The 21,392-nt window shown below is 61.5% G+C and carries 8 protein-coding genes; 4 read left to right on the forward strand and 4 right to left on the reverse strand.

The features are described 5' to 3' along the window. Positions 1 to 104 precede the first annotated feature (104 nt). A complete protein-coding gene (locus tag CKW16_RS26145; protein WP_095131896.1) occupies positions 105 to 13,088 on the reverse strand; it encodes a non-ribosomal peptide synthetase in 12,984 nt (4,327 codons plus the stop codon). A gap of 386 nt (positions 13,089 to 13,474) precedes the next feature. On the opposite strand from CKW16_RS26145, the gene CKW16_RS26150 reads away from it, so the two are divergent. Then, the gene (locus CKW16_RS26150) at positions 13,475 to 14,023 is read left to right on the forward strand and encodes an RNA polymerase factor sigma-70 (RefSeq protein ID WP_008145913.1); all 549 of its coding nucleotides are present in this window, start codon (positions 13,475 to 13,477) and stop codon (positions 14,021 to 14,023) included. A 164-nt stretch (positions 14,024 to 14,187) separates the two neighbouring features. Here the strand turns inward: CKW16_RS26150 and CKW16_RS26155 are convergent, their stop codons facing one another. From CKW16_RS26155 to CKW16_RS26165, 3 genes are all read right to left on the reverse strand, one after another. Further along, complete coding sequence (locus tag CKW16_RS26155; protein WP_095131898.1) at positions 14,188 to 15,201, reverse strand: GNAT family N-acetyltransferase; 1,014 nt, start codon at positions 15,199 to 15,201, stop codon at positions 14,188 to 14,190. 100 nt (positions 15,202 to 15,301) lie between these two features. Continuing rightward, positions 15,302 to 16,096, reverse strand: a complete 795-nt coding sequence (locus CKW16_RS26160; RefSeq protein ID WP_095131900.1) for an ABC transporter substrate-binding protein — start codon at positions 16,094 to 16,096, stop codon at positions 15,302 to 15,304. Positions 16,097 to 16,190: 94 nt separating this feature from the next. Beyond that, positions 16,191 to 16,817: a TetR/AcrR family transcriptional regulator gene (locus CKW16_RS26165; RefSeq protein WP_095131902.1), complete on the reverse strand. Its 627-nt coding sequence runs from the start codon at positions 16,815 to 16,817 to the stop codon at positions 16,191 to 16,193. Between the two features lie 190 nt (positions 16,818 to 17,007). On the opposite strand from CKW16_RS26165, the gene CKW16_RS26170 reads away from it, so the two are divergent. From CKW16_RS26170 to atuC, 3 genes are read left to right on the forward strand one after another with little or no spacing between them, the layout of a single operon-like run. Continuing rightward, positions 17,008 to 18,798 (forward strand): acyclic terpene utilization AtuA family protein, encoded by a 1,791-nt coding sequence (locus tag CKW16_RS26170; RefSeq protein WP_176471603.1) that lies wholly within the window; start codon positions 17,008 to 17,010, stop codon positions 18,796 to 18,798. Positions 18,799 to 18,810: 12 nt separating this feature from the next. Continuing rightward, the gene (locus tag CKW16_RS26175) at positions 18,811 to 19,695 is read left to right on the forward strand and encodes an SDR family oxidoreductase (protein ID WP_095131906.1); all 885 of its coding nucleotides are present in this window, start codon (positions 18,811 to 18,813) and stop codon (positions 19,693 to 19,695) included. A 3-nt stretch (positions 19,696 to 19,698) separates the two neighbouring features. Further along, the gene (atuC, locus tag CKW16_RS26180; RefSeq protein WP_095131908.1) at positions 19,699 to 21,315 is read left to right on the forward strand and encodes a geranyl-CoA carboxylase subunit beta; all 1,617 of its coding nucleotides are present in this window, start codon (positions 19,699 to 19,701) and stop codon (positions 21,313 to 21,315) included. Positions 21,316 to 21,392 lie beyond the last annotated feature (77 nt).

Consider the following 21,392-nt stretch of genomic DNA (forward strand, 5'->3'; position numbering starts at 1 on the left):
GCCATGCTCCTACAGGTTTGATGTTGTTCTCAATACTGGGGAACGACACCAAACCTGTAGGAGCATGGCTTGCCCGCGATGAGGCCATCCCAGACGCTAGAGAATCAAAGCCCTTCCAACTCCGCCATCAGATCATTAAGACGATCCACCTTCTCCTCGGTGATATCACTCGCCGCCAATCCGTCGATGTACTCGGCCAATTCCGCCACCGTGCTGCATTCGAACATCGCCCGTAGCGGTACATCACGTTGCAGGGCTTTCTGTACCCGCGAAGCGATTTGCGTCGCCAGCAGCGAATGCCCGCCCAGCTCGAAGAAGTTGTCGCGAATCCCCACCTTCTCGACCTTCAGCACCTCGGCCCAGATATCCGCCAGCGTCTGCTCCAGTTCATTGCGCGGCGCCTGATAGTCCTGACTCTGCAACTGGCCGATCTCCAGCGCCGGCAGCGCTTTGCGATCCAATTTGCCGTTGGCGTTCAGCGGCATCCGATCGAGCCACAACCAATGCAGCGGCACCATGTATTCCGGCAATTCAGCGCGCAGGCGTTGTTTGATGCGCTCCAGCCGCTCGGTTGGATTGATCAGAGAATCAGCCGCCACCAAATAGCCGACGAGGTGCTTGCCGTTGACGCCGTCCTGTACACCGACCGCCGCTTCGCGCACTTCCGGCTGCTCATGCAGACGCGCTTCGATTTCACCTAGTTCGATGCGGTAGCCGCGGATCTTCACTTGATGGTCGATCCGCCCGACGTATTCCAGCACGCCGTCACTGCGACGACGGGCCAGATCGCCGGTGCGATACAGACGATCACCCGGTTCACCAAACGGATTCGGCATAAACACCTGCGCGGTGCGCAACGGATCGCTCACATATCCGCGCCCTACCCCGGTGCCGGCGACACACAACTCACCCACCGCACCCAACGGCACCAGTTCCAGCGCACCATCAAGCAAGTACAAACGGTTGTTGTCGGTTGGCGTACCGATCGGCAAGTAACTGCCACGAGTCGACGCCATGTCGACGCGGAAGAACGCCACGTCATCCGAGCATTCCGCCGGACCATAAGCATTCACCAACCCGATATCCGGGTAGCGCAGCAGCCACTGGTGCGCCAGCTCCGGCGGCATTGCCTCACCGGTCGGCAGCATCCAGCGCAAGCCATCGAGGCTCATGCGTTCCTGGGCGAGCATGCCCTGAATCAGCGACGGCACGCTTTCCAGCACGGTGATGCCCTGGGCCGCCACATGCGCCAACAACCCTTGCGGATCATGGGCGATGGTGTTCGGCACGATGTCCACCCGAGCGCCGAACAGCGGTGCGGCGAGGAACTGCCAGACCGATATGTCGAAACTTTGCGAGGCGGTCTGAGCGATCACATCGGCATTGCTCAAGTTCAGATACGGCACCTTGCTCAACTGGTTATTGAGCATGCCGCGCTGTTCGACCATCACGCCTTTCGGCAGGCCGGTCGAGCCCGAGGTATAGATCACGTAGGCGAGATTGTCCGGGCCGCTGTAGATGCCCGGGTTGGCAACCGGAACATCGCTGACCTGCACCTCTTCCCAGACCAACAACTTCGGCCGGTTGGCGCAACCGAACTCATCCAGCAGCGCCAGCGCTTGCTCGCGGCAGGCCTGAGAACACACCAGCAACGGCGTGCGGCTCAGGTCGATGATCCGGCTCAGACGCTGACTCGGCAGGCCCGGATCCAGCGGCAAATAACCCGCGCCGGCCTTGAAGCTGCCGATGATCATGCCCAGCAGATCAAGGTTACGTTCAGCCAGCAACGCCACCGGTTGATCCAGCCTCACGCCAGCAGCGATCAAGGCGTGACCGAGACGGTTACTGCGCTCATTCAGCTCAAGGTAGCTGTGCTGCTGATCCAGGCAACTGGCGGCAATGCGCTGTGGATGCTCGGCAACCTGCGCTTCAAACAATGAGACATAACTCTGCTCCAGCGGGTAATCGTGTTCGCTCTGGTTGCAGCCGTGAATCAGGAAGTCCTGTTCCTCGGCACCCAGCAACGGCAGATCGGCCATGTCGCCGTGGAAACCTTCGACCAGCGCCAACAGCAACCGCTTGAACTCGCCGAGCATGCGCTCGACGGTCGACTCATCGAAGTAACGCTGGTCGTAAGACAGGTGCAAACCCAGGTCATCACCCGGATAGCAGACCGCCGTCAACGGGAAGTTGGTGTGGGTGCGGCCCGAATCCGAGGTCGCGTTGAGGCTTTGCGCACGGTCCAGCACCGAGACTTCCACCGGGGCGTTTTCGAACACGAACAGGCTGTCGAACAACGGCTGGCCCTTGGGCAGTTCGCTGTTTTCCTGAATGCTCACCAGCGGCAGGTATTCGTACTCGCGCAGTTGCATGTTGCTGTCGAGCAAACCGCTCAACCATTGACGAACGCTGCAGCGCTGGTCATCTTCCGGCATTTTCACCCGCAGCGCGATGCTGTTGATGAACAGCCCGACGGTGCGCTGCATCTCCGGCATGTCCACCGGACGCCCGGCCACTGTGACACCAAACAGCACGTCGCGATCGCCGCTCAAACGGCGCAACACCAGCGCCCACGCCGCTTGGGCAAAGGTGTTGATGGTCAGTTGATGGGCCTGAGCCAGTTCGCGCAGTTGCGCACCGTCACGGGCATCGAGCCGTGTGTAGCGGTCGCCGACGATCATTCCGCCACTTTCGCCAGCATGTTCACGCAGGAACGGCCGGTCGCTCGGAATCGGCGTGGTCCGCTCGAAGCCTTGCAGGTTGGTTTTCCACCACTGCCGCGCCTCGGCCAGGCTCTGGCGTTGCAGCCAGCCGATGTAGTCGCGATAACGCGGCGGCACAGTCAGTTGCGCATCCCGGCCTTCGCCAAGGGCGGTGTAGATTTCGAAGAAATCGTTCATCAGCAGCGAACGGCACCAGGCATCGATGAGGATGTGGTGGTTGCTCATCATGAACCAGTAGCGTGCCGCGCCGACCTTGATCAGGCGCAGGTGGAATGGTGCCTGATTGAGCAGATCGAACCCGGCCTCGCGCTCGCTTTTCAGCAGCGCTTGCAACTTCGGCTCTTGCTCGGTTTCGGCGATTGCCGTCCAGTCCAGATACTCGATCGGCGTGCTGCCCGGCTTGTGGATAACTTGCAGCATGTCTTCGCCGACGTTCCAGCAGAACGACGCGCGCAAAGCTTCGTGACGGGCAATCACCGCTTGCCAGGCCTGGGCGAAACGTTGCGGGTCCAGTTCGCTGTTGATGCGGTAGCGATCCTGCATGTAGTAGAGACCGGTGCCCGGTTCCAGCAAGGTGTGCAGCAGCATGCCTTCCTGCATCGGGGTCAGCGGGTAGACGTCTTCGATGGCGGCGGCCGGGATTGGCAGCGCGTCGAGTTGCGGCTGGGTCAGTTTCGCCAACGGGAAGTCCGACGGCGTCAGGCCGCCGGCATCGTCGCACAGGCAATGCTCGATCAGGCTCTGCAATTCGCCGAGGTAAGCGTCTGCCAGCTCAGTGATGGTCTGTGGGTCGTGGTGTTCGGCGCTGAAGGTCCAACGCAGCACCAGCTCACCGCCATAGACCTGACTGTCGACGCTCAACTCATTGGGCAGCGGTGCGCGAGGATCATGGGCCGCGCCGACCGCTTCATCGAGAGGGCGGAACAAGGCGTCCGCGCCAAAGCTCTGGTCGAACTGACCGAGGTAGTTGAAGGTGATCGGCGCCACCGGCAAGGCTGCCATGGCCTGCCGGCTCGAATCATCGGCGAGATAACGCAGCACGCCATAACCCAGACCTTTGTGCGGCACCGCGCGCAGTTGTTCCTTGATCGCCTTGATCGAGGCGCCCTGCCCGTCCACTGGCATCAGCCGCAGCGGATAAGCACTGGTGAACCAGCCCACGGTGCGGGTCAGGTCGATTTCGTCGAACAGCGTTTCGCGGCCGTGACCTTCGAGTTGAATCAGCGCCGATTCATGACCGCTCCAGCGGCACAGCACGCGGGCCAATGCGGTCAGCAGCAAGTCGTTGACCTGAGTGCGATAGGCACTCGGCGCTTGCTGCAACAATTGGCGAGTGCGCTCGACATCGAGGCGCACGCTGACAGTTTGCGCATGACGATTCTGTCGGCCACCCTCCGGGCGATCACACGGCAATTCGGCGCTTTCACCGGCCAGTTGCGACTGCCACCAACTCAATTCCTCACGCAAGGATTCGCTACCGGCATACGCCTGCAAGCGTGCGGCCCAGTCCTTGAAGGCACTGGTTTTCGCCGGCAGTTTTGCCGACTGCCCCGCGTCCAGTTGGCGATACACCGTTTGCAAATCGTCCAGTAACACCCGCCACGAAACCCCATCCACGACCAAGTGGTGAATGGCGACGAACAGCCGCTGTTGCCCCTCAGGACCATCGACCAGCAGCGCGCGCATCAGCGGCCCTTCCTCAAGGTCGAGGCTGCGCTGGGCATCGGCGAACAGTGCCGCGCATTTGTCCATGGACGAAACGCGCACTTGCCAAAGCACCGGCGCGTCGGAAACCGCCTGGTGCTCGGCTTGCCATTGCCCTGCAATTTCAGAGAAGCGCAAACGCAAGGCGTCGTGCTGTTCGATCACTGCCAGCAGCGCTTGCTCCAGACGATGGGGCTCCAGCGCCACGGTCGGTTCCAGCAGCAGCGCCTGGTTCCAGTGTTGCCGCTGGGGGATGTCAGTGTCGAAGAACCAGTGCTGAATCGGCGTCAGACGCGATTCGCCGGTCAGCAAACCTTGTTCGGCGCTGATCTGCTCGGTGCGGGTCGCCACGGCGGCCAGGGTCTGCACGGTCTGGTGCTGGAACAGGTCACGCGGGCTGAAGTGAATGCCCTGCTGCCGCGCACGGCTGACCACCTGGATCGACAGAATCGAATCGCCGCCCAGTTCGAAGAAGTTGTCGTTGAGGCCGACCTGTAGAACGTTCAGCACTTCGCACCAGATGCCGGCCAGCGTCAGTTCAAGCTCGTTGCTCGGCGCCACGTACTGCTGACGATTCAGCTCCGGATCCGGCGCCGGCAATGCGCGGCGGTCGAGTTTGCCGTTGGCGGTCAGCGGCATGCTGGCGAGCAGGATCAGGTGTGTCGGCACCATGTAATCCGGCAGTTGCGATTTGAGGTGCGCCTTAAGCGCTTCGCGCAGTACAGCTTGTTGCGCTTCGTCCTGCTCAGCGACTTCAGTCACCAGATAGCCGACCAGTTGTTTGCCGCTCGGGGCATCCAGCGCCAGCACCACGGCTTCACGGATCGATTCATGCTCCAGTAGACGGGTTTCGATTTCGCCCAACTCAATGCGGAAACCACGAATTTTCACCTGATGGTCAATGCGCCCGAGGTATTCCACCAGACCATCGGCGCGTTGGCGCACCAGATCGCCGGTGCGGTACAGACGCCCGCCATTGGCGGCGAACGGATCAGCCACAAAACGTTCGGCCGTCATCCCCGGACGCTGGTGATAACCCTGCGCCAGACCGGCGCCGCCGACGTACAACTCGCCGGTCGCGCCTTGCGGCACTAGCGCCAGATCGGCATCGAGGATGTACGCCACGCGAGCGCCAATCACACTGCCGATCGGCACGCTGCCGAGGCCTTCTTCCAATTGCTCGGGCGCCAGACTGGCCAGGGGCATGACCACGGTTTCGGTCGGGCCGTAGGCGTTGAAAAACAGGCTCGGCTTGAACGCCGCACGAATCCGCGCCAGATGCTCGCCGGTCAGCGCTTCACCGCCGGTGATGCACATGCGCACCGGCAGGATTTCGCCCTGAGTCGCCAGCCACTGCGCCAATTGGCTGCCGTAGCTCGGGGTGAAGCCGAGAATGTTGATGTTGTGACGGCGAATCAGCCCGCAGATTTCTTCCGCGTCCCACTGGCCCTGTGCTCGCAACACAACCTGAGCACCACTCAACAACGGCACCAGCAAACGCTCGGTCGCGGCGTCGAAGTTGATGGAATAGAAGTGCAGCTCGCAATCGTCCGCACGCATGCCGAAACGCTCGATCACCGCACGGCAGTGCATGGCGATTTCACCGTGAGACACCACCACGCCTTTCGGTTTGCCGGTAGAGCCCGAGGTGTAAATCAGGTACGCCTGATGCTGCGGCAGGCTGATAAACGGCAGCTCGGTGGCCGGGTAGTTGGCCAGTGTGGCGGCGTCTTCTTCCAGACACCAACGCGCAACGGTCGATGGCAATTCACCGAGCGCCTTGAACATCGCCGCATCGCTGAGCAGCAAACCGATGCCGCTGTCTTCGATCATGTAATGCAAACGATCCAGCGGGTATTCCGGGTCCAGCGGCACGTAGGCGCCGCCCGCCTTGAGGATCGCCAACAGGCCGACGACCATGTCCAGCGAACGCTCAAGCGCCAGACCGACCCGAACCTGTGGCCCAACGCCCCGCTCACGAAGCATCCAGGCCAGGCGATTGGCGCGGCTGTCGAGTTCGGCGTAGCTCAGGGTTTCCCCGGCGAAGGTCAATGCCGGTGCATCTTTGCGCGCCAGGGCCTGCTCGCTGAACAGGTGATGAATGCACTGGTCGAGGCGATGTTCGCCCGGCTCGACACCGAGGCTGTCGAGCAGGTGTTGCTGTTCGGTGGCTTCCAGCAGCGGCAGCTCACTGAGGCGCTGTTGCGGATCGGCCAGCAGCGCTTCCAGCAGGTTGCGCCAATGTCCGGCCATCCGCGCAATGCGTGGTTCATCGAACAGATCGGTGCTGTAGGTCAGGCAGCAACCCAGGCGATGGTCGAGGTCGGTGACTTCCAGGTTGAGGTCGAACTTGGTCGCTCGCGCATCGTTGACCAGGTATTCGACGGTCATGCCGGCGAGTGTGCGGCTCTGCTGGAATTCCCAGCGCTGCACGTTGCACATCACCTGGAACAACGGGTTGTAAGCGACGCTGCGCGGTGGCTGCAACGCCTCCACCAGATGATCGAACGGAAGGTCCTGATGGGACTGGCCTTCGATCACGGTGTGGCGAACCTGCTCGAACAATTCGCCGACAGACATCTGCCCGTCGAGCTGGCAACGCAGCACCTGAGTGTTGAGGAACGCACCGATCAGCCCTTCGCTTTCCGGACGAATCCGGTTGGCCACTGGCGCGCCGATGCGCAAATCGGTCTGGCCGCTGTAGCGGTAAAGCAGCACCGCCAGCGCGGCGGTCATGGTCATGAACAGGGTCAGACCGTTTTGTGCATTGAAGGCACGAACGCGCGCGGCAAGAGCATCGCTCAGGTCGAAACGGAACAGTTCGCCCTGATGACTTTGTACCGGTGGACGTGGACGGTCGGCGGGCAACTCCAGCAACGGATGTTCGCGGCCCAGTTGCGCGGTCCAGTAGTCGAGTTGGCGCTGACGTTCGCCGGACTCCAGCCACTGGCGCTGCCAGACGCTGTAATCCAGGTATTGCACCGGCAGCGGCTCCAGCGGCGACTCGCGGTCATCGACGAAGGCCTCGTAGAGCGCGCTCAGTTCCCGGGCGAAGATGTCCATCGCCCAGCCTTCGGTGACGATGTGGTGCAGGGTCAGCACCAGATAATGTTCGTGCTCGGCGGTCTTGACCATGCAGGCGCGCAGCAGCGGTCCGGTTTCCAGATCGAACGGTGTATGGGCTTCGTCGTCGGCCAGTTGCTGCACCGCCCACTCGCGGCCATCGGCATCCAGCGCGGTGAAATCCTTCCAGTCCATGCGCATCCCGGTTTGCGGGTGAACCTGCTGCCGGGCCACGCCATTGATGCTCGGGAACGTCGTGCGCAGGGTTTCATGACGCATGATCAGTGCTTGCAACGCAGCTTCGAAGCGCCCGACATCGAGCACCCCGCGCAGCCGCGCCATGCCGCCGACGTTGTAGGCAGGGCTTTCCGGCTCCATCTGCCAGAGGAACCACATGCGCTGCTGGGAATAGGACAGCGGCACCGGTTGGCTGCGGTCGACCTTTTCGATCGGCGGCTGCTGGTTGGTTTTGCCGCTGGCCTGGATCAGTTGAACCTGTTCGGCAAACGCGCCCAGTTCACTGTTTTCGAACAGCGCGCGCAGCGGCAACTCGACGTCGCAGGCCTGACGGGTGCGGGAAATGATTTGCGTGGCCAGCAAGGAATGGCCGCCTAGTGCGAAGAAGTCGTCACGCAGGCCGATCTGTGTTTGGCCCAGCACTTCGCGCCAGATGCCGGCGATTTGTTGCTCGAGGGCAGTGACCGGTTCAACGTGCTCGCGCACCTGCCACTGAGGCTCCGGCAAGGCGCGACGATCGAGTTTGCCGCTTGGGCTCAGGGGCATTTCGTCCAGGCGCATCAGCTGCGCCGGAACCATGTATTCCGGCAACTCGGCGACCAGCGCAGCTTTCAGGCGTGCGGTTTGAACATCAACATCTTCGGTGGAATCGGTTGCGGTGTAGTAACCGATCAACTGCCCACCGGCCGCCGTTTCGCGCACCAGCACCACGGCTTGAGCGACGCCATTCTGAGCCAGCAATCGTGCTTCGATTTCTTCCGGTTCAACGCGGAAGCCACGCAGTTTGACCTGCTGATCGAGACGGCCGAGGTATTCGATCACGCCATCGGCGGTCCAGCGTGCACGGTCACCGGTGCGGTACAAACGCGAGCCCTGCTCTCCCAATGGATCAACAACAAAACGTTCAGCGGTCAGGCCCGGACGACCCAAATAACCACGGGCCAGGCCGATACCGCTGATGCACAGTTCGCCTGGCACACCGGCCGGAACGGGATTGAGTGCCTCATCGAGCACGCGGCACAGCACATTGCCCAGCGGACGACCAATCGGCGAGCGTTCGCCATCGGCGGTTGTGCAGTGCCAATGAGTGACGTTGATCGCGGTTTCGGTCGGGCCGTAGCGGTTGTGCAATTGCACGGCGGGCAGGTGTTCCAGCACGCGGTTGCGCAGTTCGGCGGGCAAGGCTTCGCCGCCGGAGAATACGCGGCGCAGGCTGGTGCACTCGGCAGTCAGCGGTTCGTCGATGAACAACGAAAGCAGCGGCGGCACAAAGTGCAGCGTGGTCACGCCGAATTGCTGAACCAGTTGCGCGATGCGGTGCGGATCGCGGTGTTCACCGGGGCCGGCAATCAGCAAGCGTGCACCGGTGATTAGTGGCCAGAAGCATTCCCACACCGACACGTCAAAACTGATCGGCGCCTTTTGCATCAGCACGTCGGTGTCGTTCAAACGATAGGTGTTCTGCATCCATTGCAGGCGCTCGGCGAGGGCTGCGTGGGTGTTGCCGACGCCCTTCGGCTGGCCGGTGGAACCGGAGGTGTAAATCACGTAGGCGAGGTTGTCGCCGTGCAAGTGCAGGCCCGGTGCGTGGCTCGGCCAGCTCTCCAGATGCAAGGCGTCCATGGCGATCACGCTGACGCCATCGGTAGCCGGCAAGCGCTCAAGTAATTGGGTTTGGGTCAGCAGCAATTCGACGCCGCTGTCGCTGAGCATGTAGGCCAGGCGCTCGGCCGGGTAATCCGGGTCCAGCGGCACGTAGGCGCCACCGGCCTTGATGATCGCCAACAAACCGATCAGCAACTGCGGCGAACGCTCGGCGGCAATGGCCACGCAGACGTCCGGGCCGACACCTTTGTCGCGAAGGTAATGGGCCAGTCGATTGGATTGGGTGTGCAGTTCGGCGAAGTCCATGGCGCCGCCGTCCCACATCAGCGCGGTGCGCTCAGGGGTCAGGCGTGCCTGTTCGTTGAGCAATTCCGGCAGCCAAACGCTGGCCGGTGTGCATGGTGCGGCGCTCCACGCTGTTTGCTGATCGTGCTCTCTCGGGGTCAGCAGTGGAAGGTCGCCGATGGCGGTTTTCGGTTGTTCACAGATGGCGCGCAACAGGTTGGTGAAGTGCTCGGCCAGACGCTCGATGGTCGCGCTGTCGAACAGTTCGCTGGCGTAGTCGAAAGACAGGCTCAGGCGACCATTACGGTCTTCCTCGCTGTGCAGTTGCAGGTCGAACTTGGCTTCGCGGCTGTGCCACGGCAGCTCTTCGGCCAGCAGCCCAGGCAGGCGACGCAATGCGCTCAAATCCCGTTGCTGGTGGTTGAACATGACCTGGAACAAACCTTGTTCGCGGGCTTGCGGGAAGGCTTCGAGCAATTGTTCGAACGGCAGGTCCTGATGCGCTTGTGCGCCCAACGCGGCCTGACGGGTTTGCGCCAGCAGTTCCACGAATGGCAGCTGCGAATCCAACTCGGCGCGCAGCACCTGAGTGTTGATGAAGAAGCCGATCAGCCCTTGGGTTTCCAGGCGCGGACGGTTGGCGTTCGGCACGCCGATGCGGATGTCGCGCTGGCCGCTGTAGCGGTGCAGCAGGCTCTGGAACGCGGCGAGCAACAGCATGAAGGAGGTGGATTCATGGGCCTGGGCGGTCTGGCGAATCGCATCGCTCAGGGTCGCGTCCAACCGTACGGTGTGGCGCGCGGCGCTGTGAAGGTGTTGCGCCGAGCGCGGATGATCAGTGGCCAGGCTCAGGGTTGGATGCTCATCGCCCAATTGCGCTTTCCAGTAAGCCAGCTGACGCTCGCCCTCCCCTTGCGCCAGCCATTGACGCTGCCAGCTGCCGTAATCGGCGTACTGGGTCGACAATGCCGGAAGCGTCGCCTTTTGTCCTTGGGACGCTGCGGCATACAGGCGCGAGAACTCGTCGATCAGCACGTTCAGCGACCAACCGTCGGCGATGATGTGATGCAGCGTCACCAACAGTTGATGGTCCTCTTCATCGAGGCGTACCAGGGTCACCCATAGCAGTGGGCCTTTCTCCAGATCGAATTGAGTACGGGCTTCGTCCTCACGGATTTGCTGCGCACGGGCTTCACGCTCGGCAACCGGCAGGTCGCTGATATCGATGAGTTGCAGGTTGAATTCGCTCGCTGCATCGACCTGTTGCAGCGCCACACCATCACGTTCGAAGAACCGAGTACGCAGGGATTCATGACGCTCGATCAACTGCTGAAAACTGGCGCGTAACGCGTCTTCATCCAGCTCGCCGCGCAGTCGCAAGGCGCCGGGAATGTTGTAAGCGCTGCTCTGTGGGTCGAGTTGCCAAGTGATCCACAGACGGTTTTGCGCAAGCGATTGCGGCATGGCTTCGGTGCGCGACAACGAAGTGATCGCGCCTTGGGCGAGTCCGCCGTCCTGTTGTTGCTGAGCGACTGCGGCGGCAAATGCGCCGAGGGTCGGCGCTTCAAACAACAGGCGCAGGTTCAGCTCCAGACCGAGTGCTTCGCGCAGACGTGCGACCACCTGAGTGGCGGCAATGGAGTTGCCACCGAGCAGGAAGAAGTGATCGTCGGCGCTGATCTGTTTGACGCTCAGCTGCTCGCACCAGATCTGGCCGATCAGGGTTTGCAGTTCGGAACCTGATTCAGTCGCGGATTTACTTTCGATGTCTGCCGACGGGAACAGCGCATAGCTGTCGAGGCTGCCGTCCGCCAGACGATTGCGGCATGCCGAGCGTTGCAATTTGCCGCTGGAGGTCTTCGGCAACGCGCCCGGATTGAGCAGCACAACCACGCTTGGCGCTTCCTGATACGCCTCGGCCACGGCTTGGCGGATGGCTTTGATCAACGCGTCGGGCGCGAGGATTTTTTGCACGCTGCGGCTGATTTCCGCCGCAATGCCGATACCTTCCTGACCCTCGATGTTCACGGCAAAAGCGGCGACACGACCTTTGCGCACCACCTCCACTTCGCGTTCGATGGTTTGCTCGATGTCCTGCGGATAAAGGTTGTGGCCACGGACAATCAACATGTCTTTCAGGCGCCCGGTGATGAACAGTTCACCGCCGCGCATAAAACCCAAGTCGCCGGTACGCAGCCAGGTACGGCCGGCGTGCTGCACGAACGTCTTGGCGGAGGCTTCGGGGTTGCGCCAGTAGCCGTGGGCGATGCTCGGCCCGGCGGCCCAGACTTCGCCGACCGCATTGTCAGCCAACTCGTTAAGGGCTGTTGGATCGACAATCAGCACCGCGTGATCCGGCTGACTGATGCCGCAACTCATGATCGCGCTGCCCTCGCCTGGCTCCGCACGGTTTTCTGCCAGGGCCTGATCGTCCACGCGCAGGTTGCCAATGCCCTGACCGCGAGGGCTGCCGGCCACGAACAGCGTCGCTTCGGCCAGCCCGTAGGACGCCATGAAACTGTCTTGGGTGAAACCGCAGGCCGCGAACTTCTCGGCGAAGCGATCCAGCGTTTCGAGGCGAATCGGTTCGGAACCGGAATACGCCACGCGCCAGCCACTCAGGTCGAGGCGTTCCAGGGCCGATTCACTGACCCGCTCACTGCACAATCGATAGGCAAAGTCCGGCCCGCCGCTGATGGTGCCACCGTACTCGCTGATCGCTTCCAGCCAGCGCAACGGCCGGCCGAGGAAGTACGCCGGCGACATCAACACGCACGGCACGCCGCTGAAAATCGGCTGCAACAGACCGCCAATCAGGCCCATGTCGTGGTACAGCGGCAGCCAGCTGACGATCACGTCGTCAGGATTCAGATCAATGCCGAAGCCGTGGCGAATCAGCAGTTCATTCGCCACCAGGTTGCCGTGGCTGACTTGCACCCCTTTAGGCAACGCGGTGGAGCCGGAGGTGTATTGCAGGAACGCGATGTGGTCGTCTGCAAGGTTCGGCGCCACCCAACGTTCGGCCAGGGCGCCGTCGAGCGTATCGACACACAGCAACGGCGGCGCGCCCTCTATTTGCTGCAACGCATCGCGCAGACCGGCGCTGGTCAGCAGCAGACGCGGTTCGGCATCGCTGATGATCGACAGCAGACGCTCCTGATGATGACGACGCGCCGACTCCGGCGGATAGGCCGGCACCGCGATCACACCGGCGTACAGGCAGCCGAAGAACGCCGCGACGTAATCCGGGCCGCTGGGAAACAGCAGCACCGCGCGATCGCCAAACGCAGCCTCGGCCTGCAACGCGCCAGCAATGGTCCGCGCCCGCTGATCCAGCTCGCGATAACTGAGCACCACAGCCTGATCCTGGGTTTCGGCGAGAAAACGCAAGGCCACCCGGTCCGGCGTCAGGGCCGCTCGGCGCTGAAGGGCTTGGACCAGTGTGCTGGGGAGTTCGAACGCGTCGGTCATGAGGTTTCCTGCCTGAATTCGGCTTGCAAAGTGAAATCGGTTTTCTGACGTCACGCCCCTTCGAGGGCGTGCAGGGCGCGGTCTTCGCCGACCGCGCAAGGCTTGGGAATGCTGTTTTGGCCGCAGCCGCTACCCGGAACCATTCACCAATGAGAACGGTTGACGTCTTTAAATAATTAGTCGGAAGGCCTGATCGCCAATGGGACTGCGGTGCCGCAAGCGGGCGCGTCAGCGTGTCGCAGTTCTCACTCTGCACCTTCGCGGAGCATTAGTTCTCTTTCTCATTTGACAATCATTATCATTCAGAATAATTTGTCGCTCGATGTGTTGGACGGCTCAGCCCCCGCGAGCCGTCCCACGAACCTATTGGCAGCAAGGTGATTTCCATGACGGAACAAGTATCCACAAGCAGGTGCGATTCACCGCTACTTCAGGCATTCGTCGATAATCGACTGATTCTGGTCAAGATTGCAGCCCGCATTACCGGCTGCCGGTCGCGTGCTGAAGACGTGGTGCAGGATGCGTTTTTCCGGCTGCAATCCGCACCGCAGATCACGTCCTCATTCAAGGCTCAGCTCAGCTACCTGTTCCAGATCGTGCGCAACCTGGCGATCGATCACTACCGCAAACAGGCGCTGGAGCAGAAGTATTCGGGCCCGGAAGAGGAAGGCCTGAACGTGGTGATTCAAGGCGCTTCGCCGGAAACCTCGCACATCAACTTCTCGACGCTGGAACACATCGCCGACGCACTGACCGAGCTGCCCAGCCGCACCCGCTACGCCTTCGAGATGTATCGCCTGCACGGCGTGCCGCAAAAGGACATCGCCAAGGAGCTGGGCGTCTCGCCGACCTTGGTGAACTTCATGATTCGCGATGCGCTGGTGCACTGCCGCAAGGTGTCGGGCAGTCGTGTGGATACCTTTGCCCGTCGTTAAGATCTGAAATCTGCGTCGCCCCCTTCGCGAGCAAGTCGAATCGTCGCACCGCCGCTCCCACATTTGCCCTGTGTTCGCAGGACCAATGTGGGAGCGGCGGTGCGACGATTCGACTTGCTCGCGAAGGCGGACTCAAGACCGCAACAGGTCTTGAGCCTCAAGCATCACGCCAACGCACACCGATCAAAAAACCGCTCACGCCCCAGCACCATCAACGCCGCGCGTTTGTGCGGGAAGTCGAACGCTTTTTCGCAGTAGAAACCCTGGCTCTGCATATGCCCGATCATCTTCGCGTTGTCGGCGCGAGGCTCGGCAACCACTCGCTGAGTGCGTGGATCGTCGAGAAACAGGTAATGCGTCAACGCCGATAACCAGCTCGCCACCTTGTGCGGGCCACGGTGATTTTCTTCACCCACCAGCATGTGAATACCGCGGTCGTACTCGCCGGCGTCATAGAACGGCGCGATGCGATCTTCCTTGGCCCAATACGCTTCAAAGTAGGCGAACGGCTGATCATCGAAACAACCGATCAGCGTCAGGGTATGGGGATCGGCTTCAAGTTTGCTCAGGTACTCGTGATGCTGCTCGAGGCTGCCCTCCTCCTGCCAGAAACTCGCCACGCGCGGGCTGTTCTGCCAACGATTGAAACGCTCCAGGTCCAGGTCGATGTCCACCGTGCGCAGGGAGATCCAGGCACCAAGGCGCGCATCAAAACGCCGATAGACTTCACCGCGCGGTTTCACCGGCCGCAGCGGATGACGCTTGCCGCCACTGATGACCATTTGCTGCGGATAACCCGGTGTCAGTGACGCGCCCAGCCAAGGCTGAGGCAACTGCCAGAACAGCGTGCGTTCGCAACGATACTGGCCGACGATTTCGGTAGGGATCAGCAACCCGCTGAGCAATGCTTCGGTGGGGGCTTCATCGAGATGCCAGGTCAGGCGCTGGCAGGCCGGGTCACGGGCAAACAGCCAATAACAGGCCGTCCAGACGGCACGATTGTCGGCGTGGTCAAAGCGCTCTTCTACTTGCACTTGCAGCGCGGGCTCGCGAGTCAGGCGCAACTGAATCAGCGGCTGCCCTTCAAGGCTGAGGCACAGGCGGCTTTCGGTTTCATCAGCTACAAGACGGCTTCCTGTCGGCAAGGCCAGGGCAGTCAGGTCATTCAGAGTGGACATGGGTCGGGCTCACGTTAATCGTCGACAGTTCAACGAGGTGACGTGAGCCAGTGCGGGAAATTTAAGAGAAGTCGGTAAATACATGACCTGTGGCGCGATCTCAGCTACCCGGGACCGGCACCACGGCAATCTTGTAGGGATCGAAAATCTTCAGCATCTGGCCATTGTCCCGTAACCCTTGCAGCAACTTGCCGAATGCTTCGCCAGTAATCGGCGCCTGAGGGCGGATCAGCGCGTAATGGTGATAGACCTGATCGATGCGTTGGGAAACCAACAATTGCTCGCCGACTTTCTCGTTACGCAGCAGGTAATCGCTCAGGTAGGAACGTGTTACCAAGGCAATATCCGCTCGTGCGCGCAGCACCATCAGCAAGTTGCTGTCATGGGAATAGGTCAACGTGGCCTTGTAGGTGTCGGCCAGATACTTGGGATCGGCATTGAAATTGGCAAACTCGTAGTGATAGCCGCTGTACAGCGCCAGGCGTTTGCCTGTCAGGTCCTTGAAATAATTCTCATCGCGATCGGGTTTCTTCTGCGCGACAAAGATTTCTGCATCTTCCAGGCCCATGTCGACGAGGGTATGCGGGATGTCCTTCCAGCCCCAGTCCGGGTTCTCGAAAATCGCCATATCGACCCGGCCTTCCTTGAAGTCGTTGAAACGTCGAGGAATGGAAGTGGGCACCAGCTCGAACTGATAGTCGTTTTGCAAGGCATTGAGCGCCTCGACCATCTGAGGCAGCAAACCGGTGTCGGCCCCGGATTCCGGGCGCACGGTATAAGGGGGGAAATGTGCGGCACCGACCCGCACCAGCTGTGCGGCCTGGGATGGAACCATGCATAACACCGCAAGCGTCGCCAGCAAAAGCCGCGAAGCCGTCCGAATTGGCGAAGACATCAAAACAATCCACTCCCCAAAAAAATACACATCAATGCATTCAAGCTAGGCGGTTTCGGCTACTTAGCCAGTTTCCTTCTGATTCAAAACAAAACTACTGCTTTTCTTCCAGCACGAGAATCAATGCCTCATCGGCCAATTGATCGAGGCTCATGCTGCCGCCGGCGCGAAACCAGGTGGTAGTCCAGGACAACGCCCCGGTCAGGAAACGACGCGTAATGAACACATCCCCGCGAATAAAACCGGCCTCCTTGGCCTCGCCCAGCACCTGAAGCCAGAGCTCTTCATAAATATCACGTAGCGCCAGCACCTGCGCCTGCCCCTCTGCGGACAGCGAGCGCCATTCATACACCAACACCGCCATGGCCTCGCCGCTGCCGCCCATGATCGACTGCAACTCACAACGAATCAGCGCCAGTACCCGCTCGCGCACACTGCCGGCTTCTGCCAGGGCTGCACGCATCAACGCGGTGTTGTAGCGAATGGTTTCTTCCATCACCGCCCGCAGGATCTCGTCCTTGCTTTTGAAGTGATGAAAAATACTGCCGGACTGAATCCCCACGGCGCCGGCCAGATCGCGCACAGTGGTGCGTTCGTAACCTTTGTTACGGAACAGGTGAGCAGCCACTTGCAGCAGTTTGCCGCGGGCGCTGTCCGGGTCGGTCAATTGGCCGCTGTCGACCAATTCGCGCATCACCCTCAGGGCTTTTTGCTCGTCCACCCGTTCTCTCCTACAGTCGATCAATCAAATACGCCGCTCGCCGCTAAAACTGCGGGGTTGCGCGGGCAATTTAAGCTGGCGAGGGCAACCAAGCAAGCGCTCGGGCAGAAGATATTTATGCCGTTTACAAACCAAGCGCTTGCTTGGTAGTCTCGATGCACTTCTATCGGAGGTGGCTATGGAGTTGACTGTGCCAAAAACAATCCGCATCGGTTGCGCCAGTGCCTTCTGGGGCGACACCTCGACCGCCGCCGCGCAACTGGTGGAAGGTGGGCGTCTGGACTATCTGGTCTTCGATTATCTGGCCGAGATTACGATGTCGATCATGGCCGGCGCGCGGATGAAAGATCCCCAGGCCGGTTACGCCAGCGACTTCATCGAAGTCCTCAGCCCGCTGTTGGGTCAACTCGCCGAACAGAAAATCCGCGTCATCAGCAACGCCGGTGGGGTCAACCCGCAAGCTTGCGCCGCCGCCCTGCAAGCGGCCTGCGACAAGGCCGGAGTGACGCTGAAAATCGCCGTGCTGCTGGGCGATGACCTGCAGCCGCAGCTCAAACAGCTGGGCAGCAGCGGTATCCATGAAATGTTCAGCGGCGCGCCCCTGCCGCCGATGTGCGTCTCGACCAACGCCTACCTCGGCGCACCCGGCATCGTCGAAGCCCTGCGTCTGGGCGCCGACATCGTCATCACCGGGCGCGTGGTCGACAGCGCCGTGGTCAGTGCCGCGCTGGTGCATGAGTTCGGCTGGTCGTGGCACGACTACGACAAACTCGCCCAGGCCGCATTGGCCGGGCACATCATCGAATGCGGCGCCCAATGCACCGGCGGCAACTTCACCGATTGGCGCGAGGTGCCCGACTACGAACACATCGGCTTCCCCATCGTCGAAGTCAGCGCCGACAGCCAGTTCATCGTCAGCAAACCCGAAGGTTCCGGCGGACTGGTCACACCGCTGACGGTCGGCGAGCAAATGCTGTATGAAATCGGCAACCCGCAGGCGTATCTGCTGCCGGACGTGGTCTGCGATTTCACTGAAGTCAAACTCGTGCAACAAGGCAAAAATGCGGTTCAGGTGCACGGCGCAAAAGGCTTGCCGCCGACCGATCAGTACAAGGTCAGCGCGACGTACCCGGACGGTTTCCGCTGCACCGCCAGTTGCCTGATCGCCGGGATCGATGCGGTCGACAAGGCGCGTCGAGTCAGCGAAGCGATCATCAACAAGACGTCGGAAATCTTCAGCCAGCGCGGCTGGGCGCCCTACAGCGAAGTGAACATCGAACTGCTCGGCAGCGAGGCCACTTACGGCCCCCACGGCCAGCGCCATGACAGCCGCGAAGTGGTGATCAAACTCGCGGTGCGCCATCCGGGTAAACAGGCGTTGATTGTGTTCTCCCGTGAGATCGCCCAGGCCGCCACCGGCATGGCGCCAGGACTGACCGGGATTGTCGGTGGACGGCCGACGGTGTATCCGCTGATCCGGCTGTTCTCGTTCCTTATCGACAAAACCGCCTGCACGCTGGAAATTGATCTCAAGGGCCAGCGTCACCCCTGCGCCCTGCCCGCCGTTGATGTGCTCGACACCGCCGACCTGCCCGTGGCGTGCGCCCCACCGAAACCCTCAGACCGGGCCGATGCCAGCGTGGCCCTGCTAAAACTCGCCGTGGCGCGCTCCGGTGACAAGGGCAATCACAGCAACATCGGCGTCATGGCCCGCAAGCCGGAGTACCTGCCGTGGATTGCCGAAGCCTTGACGCCGGAAGTGATCGTCGACTGGATGAGTCATGTCCTCGATCCGATCCACGGACGTGTCGAACGCTGGTACCTGCCGGGCACCCACAGCCTTAATTTTCTGCTGGAAAACGCCCTGGGAGGCGGTGGCGTGGCCAGCCTGCGGATCGATCCGCAAGGCAAGTCCTTCGCCCAGCAACTGCTGGAAATCCAGATACCGGTGCCTCAGCGCATCGCCGACCAGGTCAACTAGAGGACTGTCGCCATGGCTTACGATTCGATTTTCAAAGCCGATTTGTTTGCAGGCCAAAACATCATCGTCACCGGTGGCGGCAGCGGCATCGGCCGTTGCACCGCTCACGAACTGGCGGCCCTCGGCGCCCATGTGCTGCTGCTCGGGCGCAAGGCCGACAAGCTGAAAAACGTCGCGGCCGAGATTACCGAAGATGGCGGCAAGGCTGACTGGATGGTCTGCGATATTCGTGAGGAAGAAGCGGTCAAGCATGTGGTCAGCGAGTTGATCCGCAAGTACGGACCGATTCACGGCCTGGTCAATAATGCCGGCGGGCAGTACCCGTCGCCGCTGGCGTCGATCAATCAAAAAGGCTTCGATACGGTGTTGCGCACCAACCTGATGGGCGGCTTCCTGATGGCCCGGGAAGTGTTCAATCAGTCCATGAGCACGCACGGCGGCGCCATCGTCAATATGCTCGCCGACATGTGGGGCGGCATGCCCGGCATGGGCCACTCGGGCGCGGCGCGTTCGGGCATGGACAACCTCACCAAGACCGCTGCGTTCGAATGGGGTTATGCCGGGGTGCGGGTCAACGCCGTGGCGCCGGGCTGGATCGCGTCCAGTGGCATGGACACCTACGAAGGCGCGTTCAAAGCGGTGATCCCGACGCTACGTGAGCACGTTCCACTGAAACGCATCGGCACCGAATCGGAGGTCAGCGCGGCAATCGTTTTCCTGCTCAGCCCGGCCGCGGCGTTTGTCAGTGGCAGCACCTTGCGCATCGACGGCGCCGCCAGCCTGGGCGGGCGCGCCTGGCCGATACACAAGGCGCAGATCAGTACGTCGTATAACGGTTTTCACCGCGCGTACTTACCAGACGTGCTCAGTCCGGACGTCCTCAAGGATAAGGAATAAGCCATGCCGGTGATTCAGTCGCAAGTGGACCCATTCAGCGAACAGTTCGCGCGCAATCGCGCGGCGATGCTGGTCGGCATCGAGCACGTCCGTCAGCTCGAACAGAACTTGCTGAACAAGGCGGCCGAAGCCAAACCCAGGTTCGAAAAACGCGGCCAATTGTTGCCCCGTGAACGCCTCAATCTGCTGCTGGACCCTGGCGCCCCGTTCCTCGAACTAGCCAGCCTGGCGGGCTACAAGCTGCACGACGACAAGGACGGCAGCTCCGCAGGCGGCGGCTTGATCGCCGGAATCGGCTACGTGTCCGGCGTGCGCGTGCTGGTGGTGGCGAACAACAGTGCGATCAAGGGCGGGACCATTTCCCCCAGTGGTTTGAAAAAATCCCTGCGCCTGCAACAGATCGCCATGGAGAACAAACTGCCGGTCATTACCCTGGCCGAAAGCGGTGGCGCCAACCTCAATTACGCGGCGGAGATTTTCGTCGAAGGCGCCCGCAGCTTTGCCAATCAGGCGCGGATGTCAGCCATGGGCCTGCCGCAAATCACCGTGGTCCATGGCTCGGCCACGGCGGGCGGCGCCTATCAGCCGGGGCTGTCGGATTACGTGGTGGTGGTGCGTGGCAAGGCCAAGCTGTTTCTGGCCGGCCCGCCGCTGCTCAAGGCTGCCACCGGTGAAGTCGCCACCGATGAAGCACTGGGCGGCGCCGAGATGCACTCGCAAATCGCCGGCACCGCTGAATACCTGGCCGAGAACGATGCCGATGGCGTGCGCCAGGTGCGCGAGATTGTCAGCCTGTTGCCGTGGAATGATCAGTTGCCCTGGTTACCCGAACGTCGGTGGGAAGAACCGCTCTACCCCATCGAAGAATTGCTCGGGCTGATTCCTGACGACGCGAAAAAACCTTACGACGTGCGCGAAATCATCGCGCGGATTGCCGACGGCTCGAACTTTCTCGAATTCAAGGGCGAGTTCGATCAGCAAACCGTCTGCGGCCACTTGCAGATTCAAGGCCGCGCCTGCGGGTTCATTGGCAACAATGGGCCGATCACGCCCAAGGGTGCGAGCAAGGCGGCGCAGTTCATTCAGCTCTGCGACCAAAGCCAGACGCCGCTGCTGTTTTTTCACAACACCACCGGGTTCATGGTCGGCACCGAGTCGGAGCAGCAAGGCGTGATCAAACACGGCGCGAAAATGATTCAAGCGGTGGCCAATGCCCGCGTGCCTAAACTGACTATCGTCGTCGGTGGCTCCTACGGCGCCGGCAACTACGCGATGTGCGGCCGCGGCCTCGACCCACGCTTCATTTTCGCCTGGCCCAACAGCCGCACGGCGGTGATGGGCGGCGCCCAGGCCGGCAAAGTGCTGCGGATCGTCACCGAGGCCAAGCAGGCCAAGGACGGCCTGGTGCCCGACCCGACAATGCTCGACATGCTGGAACAGGTCACCGCGCAGAAACTCGACAGCCAGTCCACCGCACTCTATGGCAGCGCCAGTTTGTGGGACGACGGGTTGATCGATCCGCGGGATACCCGGACCTTGCTCGGGTACTTGCTGGATATCTGTCATGAGGCTGAAGTGCGGCCGCTGCAATCCAACAGCTTCGGAATCGCTAGGTTTTGATCGTTCCCACGCTCTGCGTGGGTATGCAGCCCGGGACGCTCCGCGTCCCAAGAGCGGACGCAGAGCGTCCACGCAGA

Source organism: Pseudomonas sp. Irchel s3h14, assembly GCF_900187425.1.
GTDB lineage: Bacteria > Pseudomonadota > Gammaproteobacteria > Pseudomonadales > Pseudomonadaceae > Aquipseudomonas.

Bases quoted from the DNA above. Each gene is read 5' to 3' on its own strand.
- CKW16_RS26150 (WP_008145913.1), top strand. From the start codon at position 13,475: ATGACGGAACAAGTATCCACAAGCAGGTGCGATTCACCGCTACTTCAG.
- CKW16_RS26175 (WP_095131906.1), top strand. From the start codon at position 18,811: ATGGCTTACGATTCGATTTTCAAAGCCGATTTGTTTGCAGGCCAAAAC.
- CKW16_RS26160 (WP_095131900.1), bottom strand. From the start codon at position 16,096: ATGTCTTCGCCAATTCGGACGGCTTCGCGGCTTTTGCTGGCGACGCTT.
- atuC (WP_095131908.1), top strand. From the start codon at position 19,699: ATGCCGGTGATTCAGTCGCAAGTGGACCCATTCAGCGAACAGTTCGCG.
- CKW16_RS26155 (WP_095131898.1), bottom strand. From the start codon at position 15,201: ATGTCCACTCTGAATGACCTGACTGCCCTGGCCTTGCCGACAGGAAGC.
- CKW16_RS26145 (WP_095131896.1), bottom strand. From the start codon at position 13,088: ATGACCGACGCGTTCGAACTCCCCAGCACACTGGTCCAAGCCCTTCAG.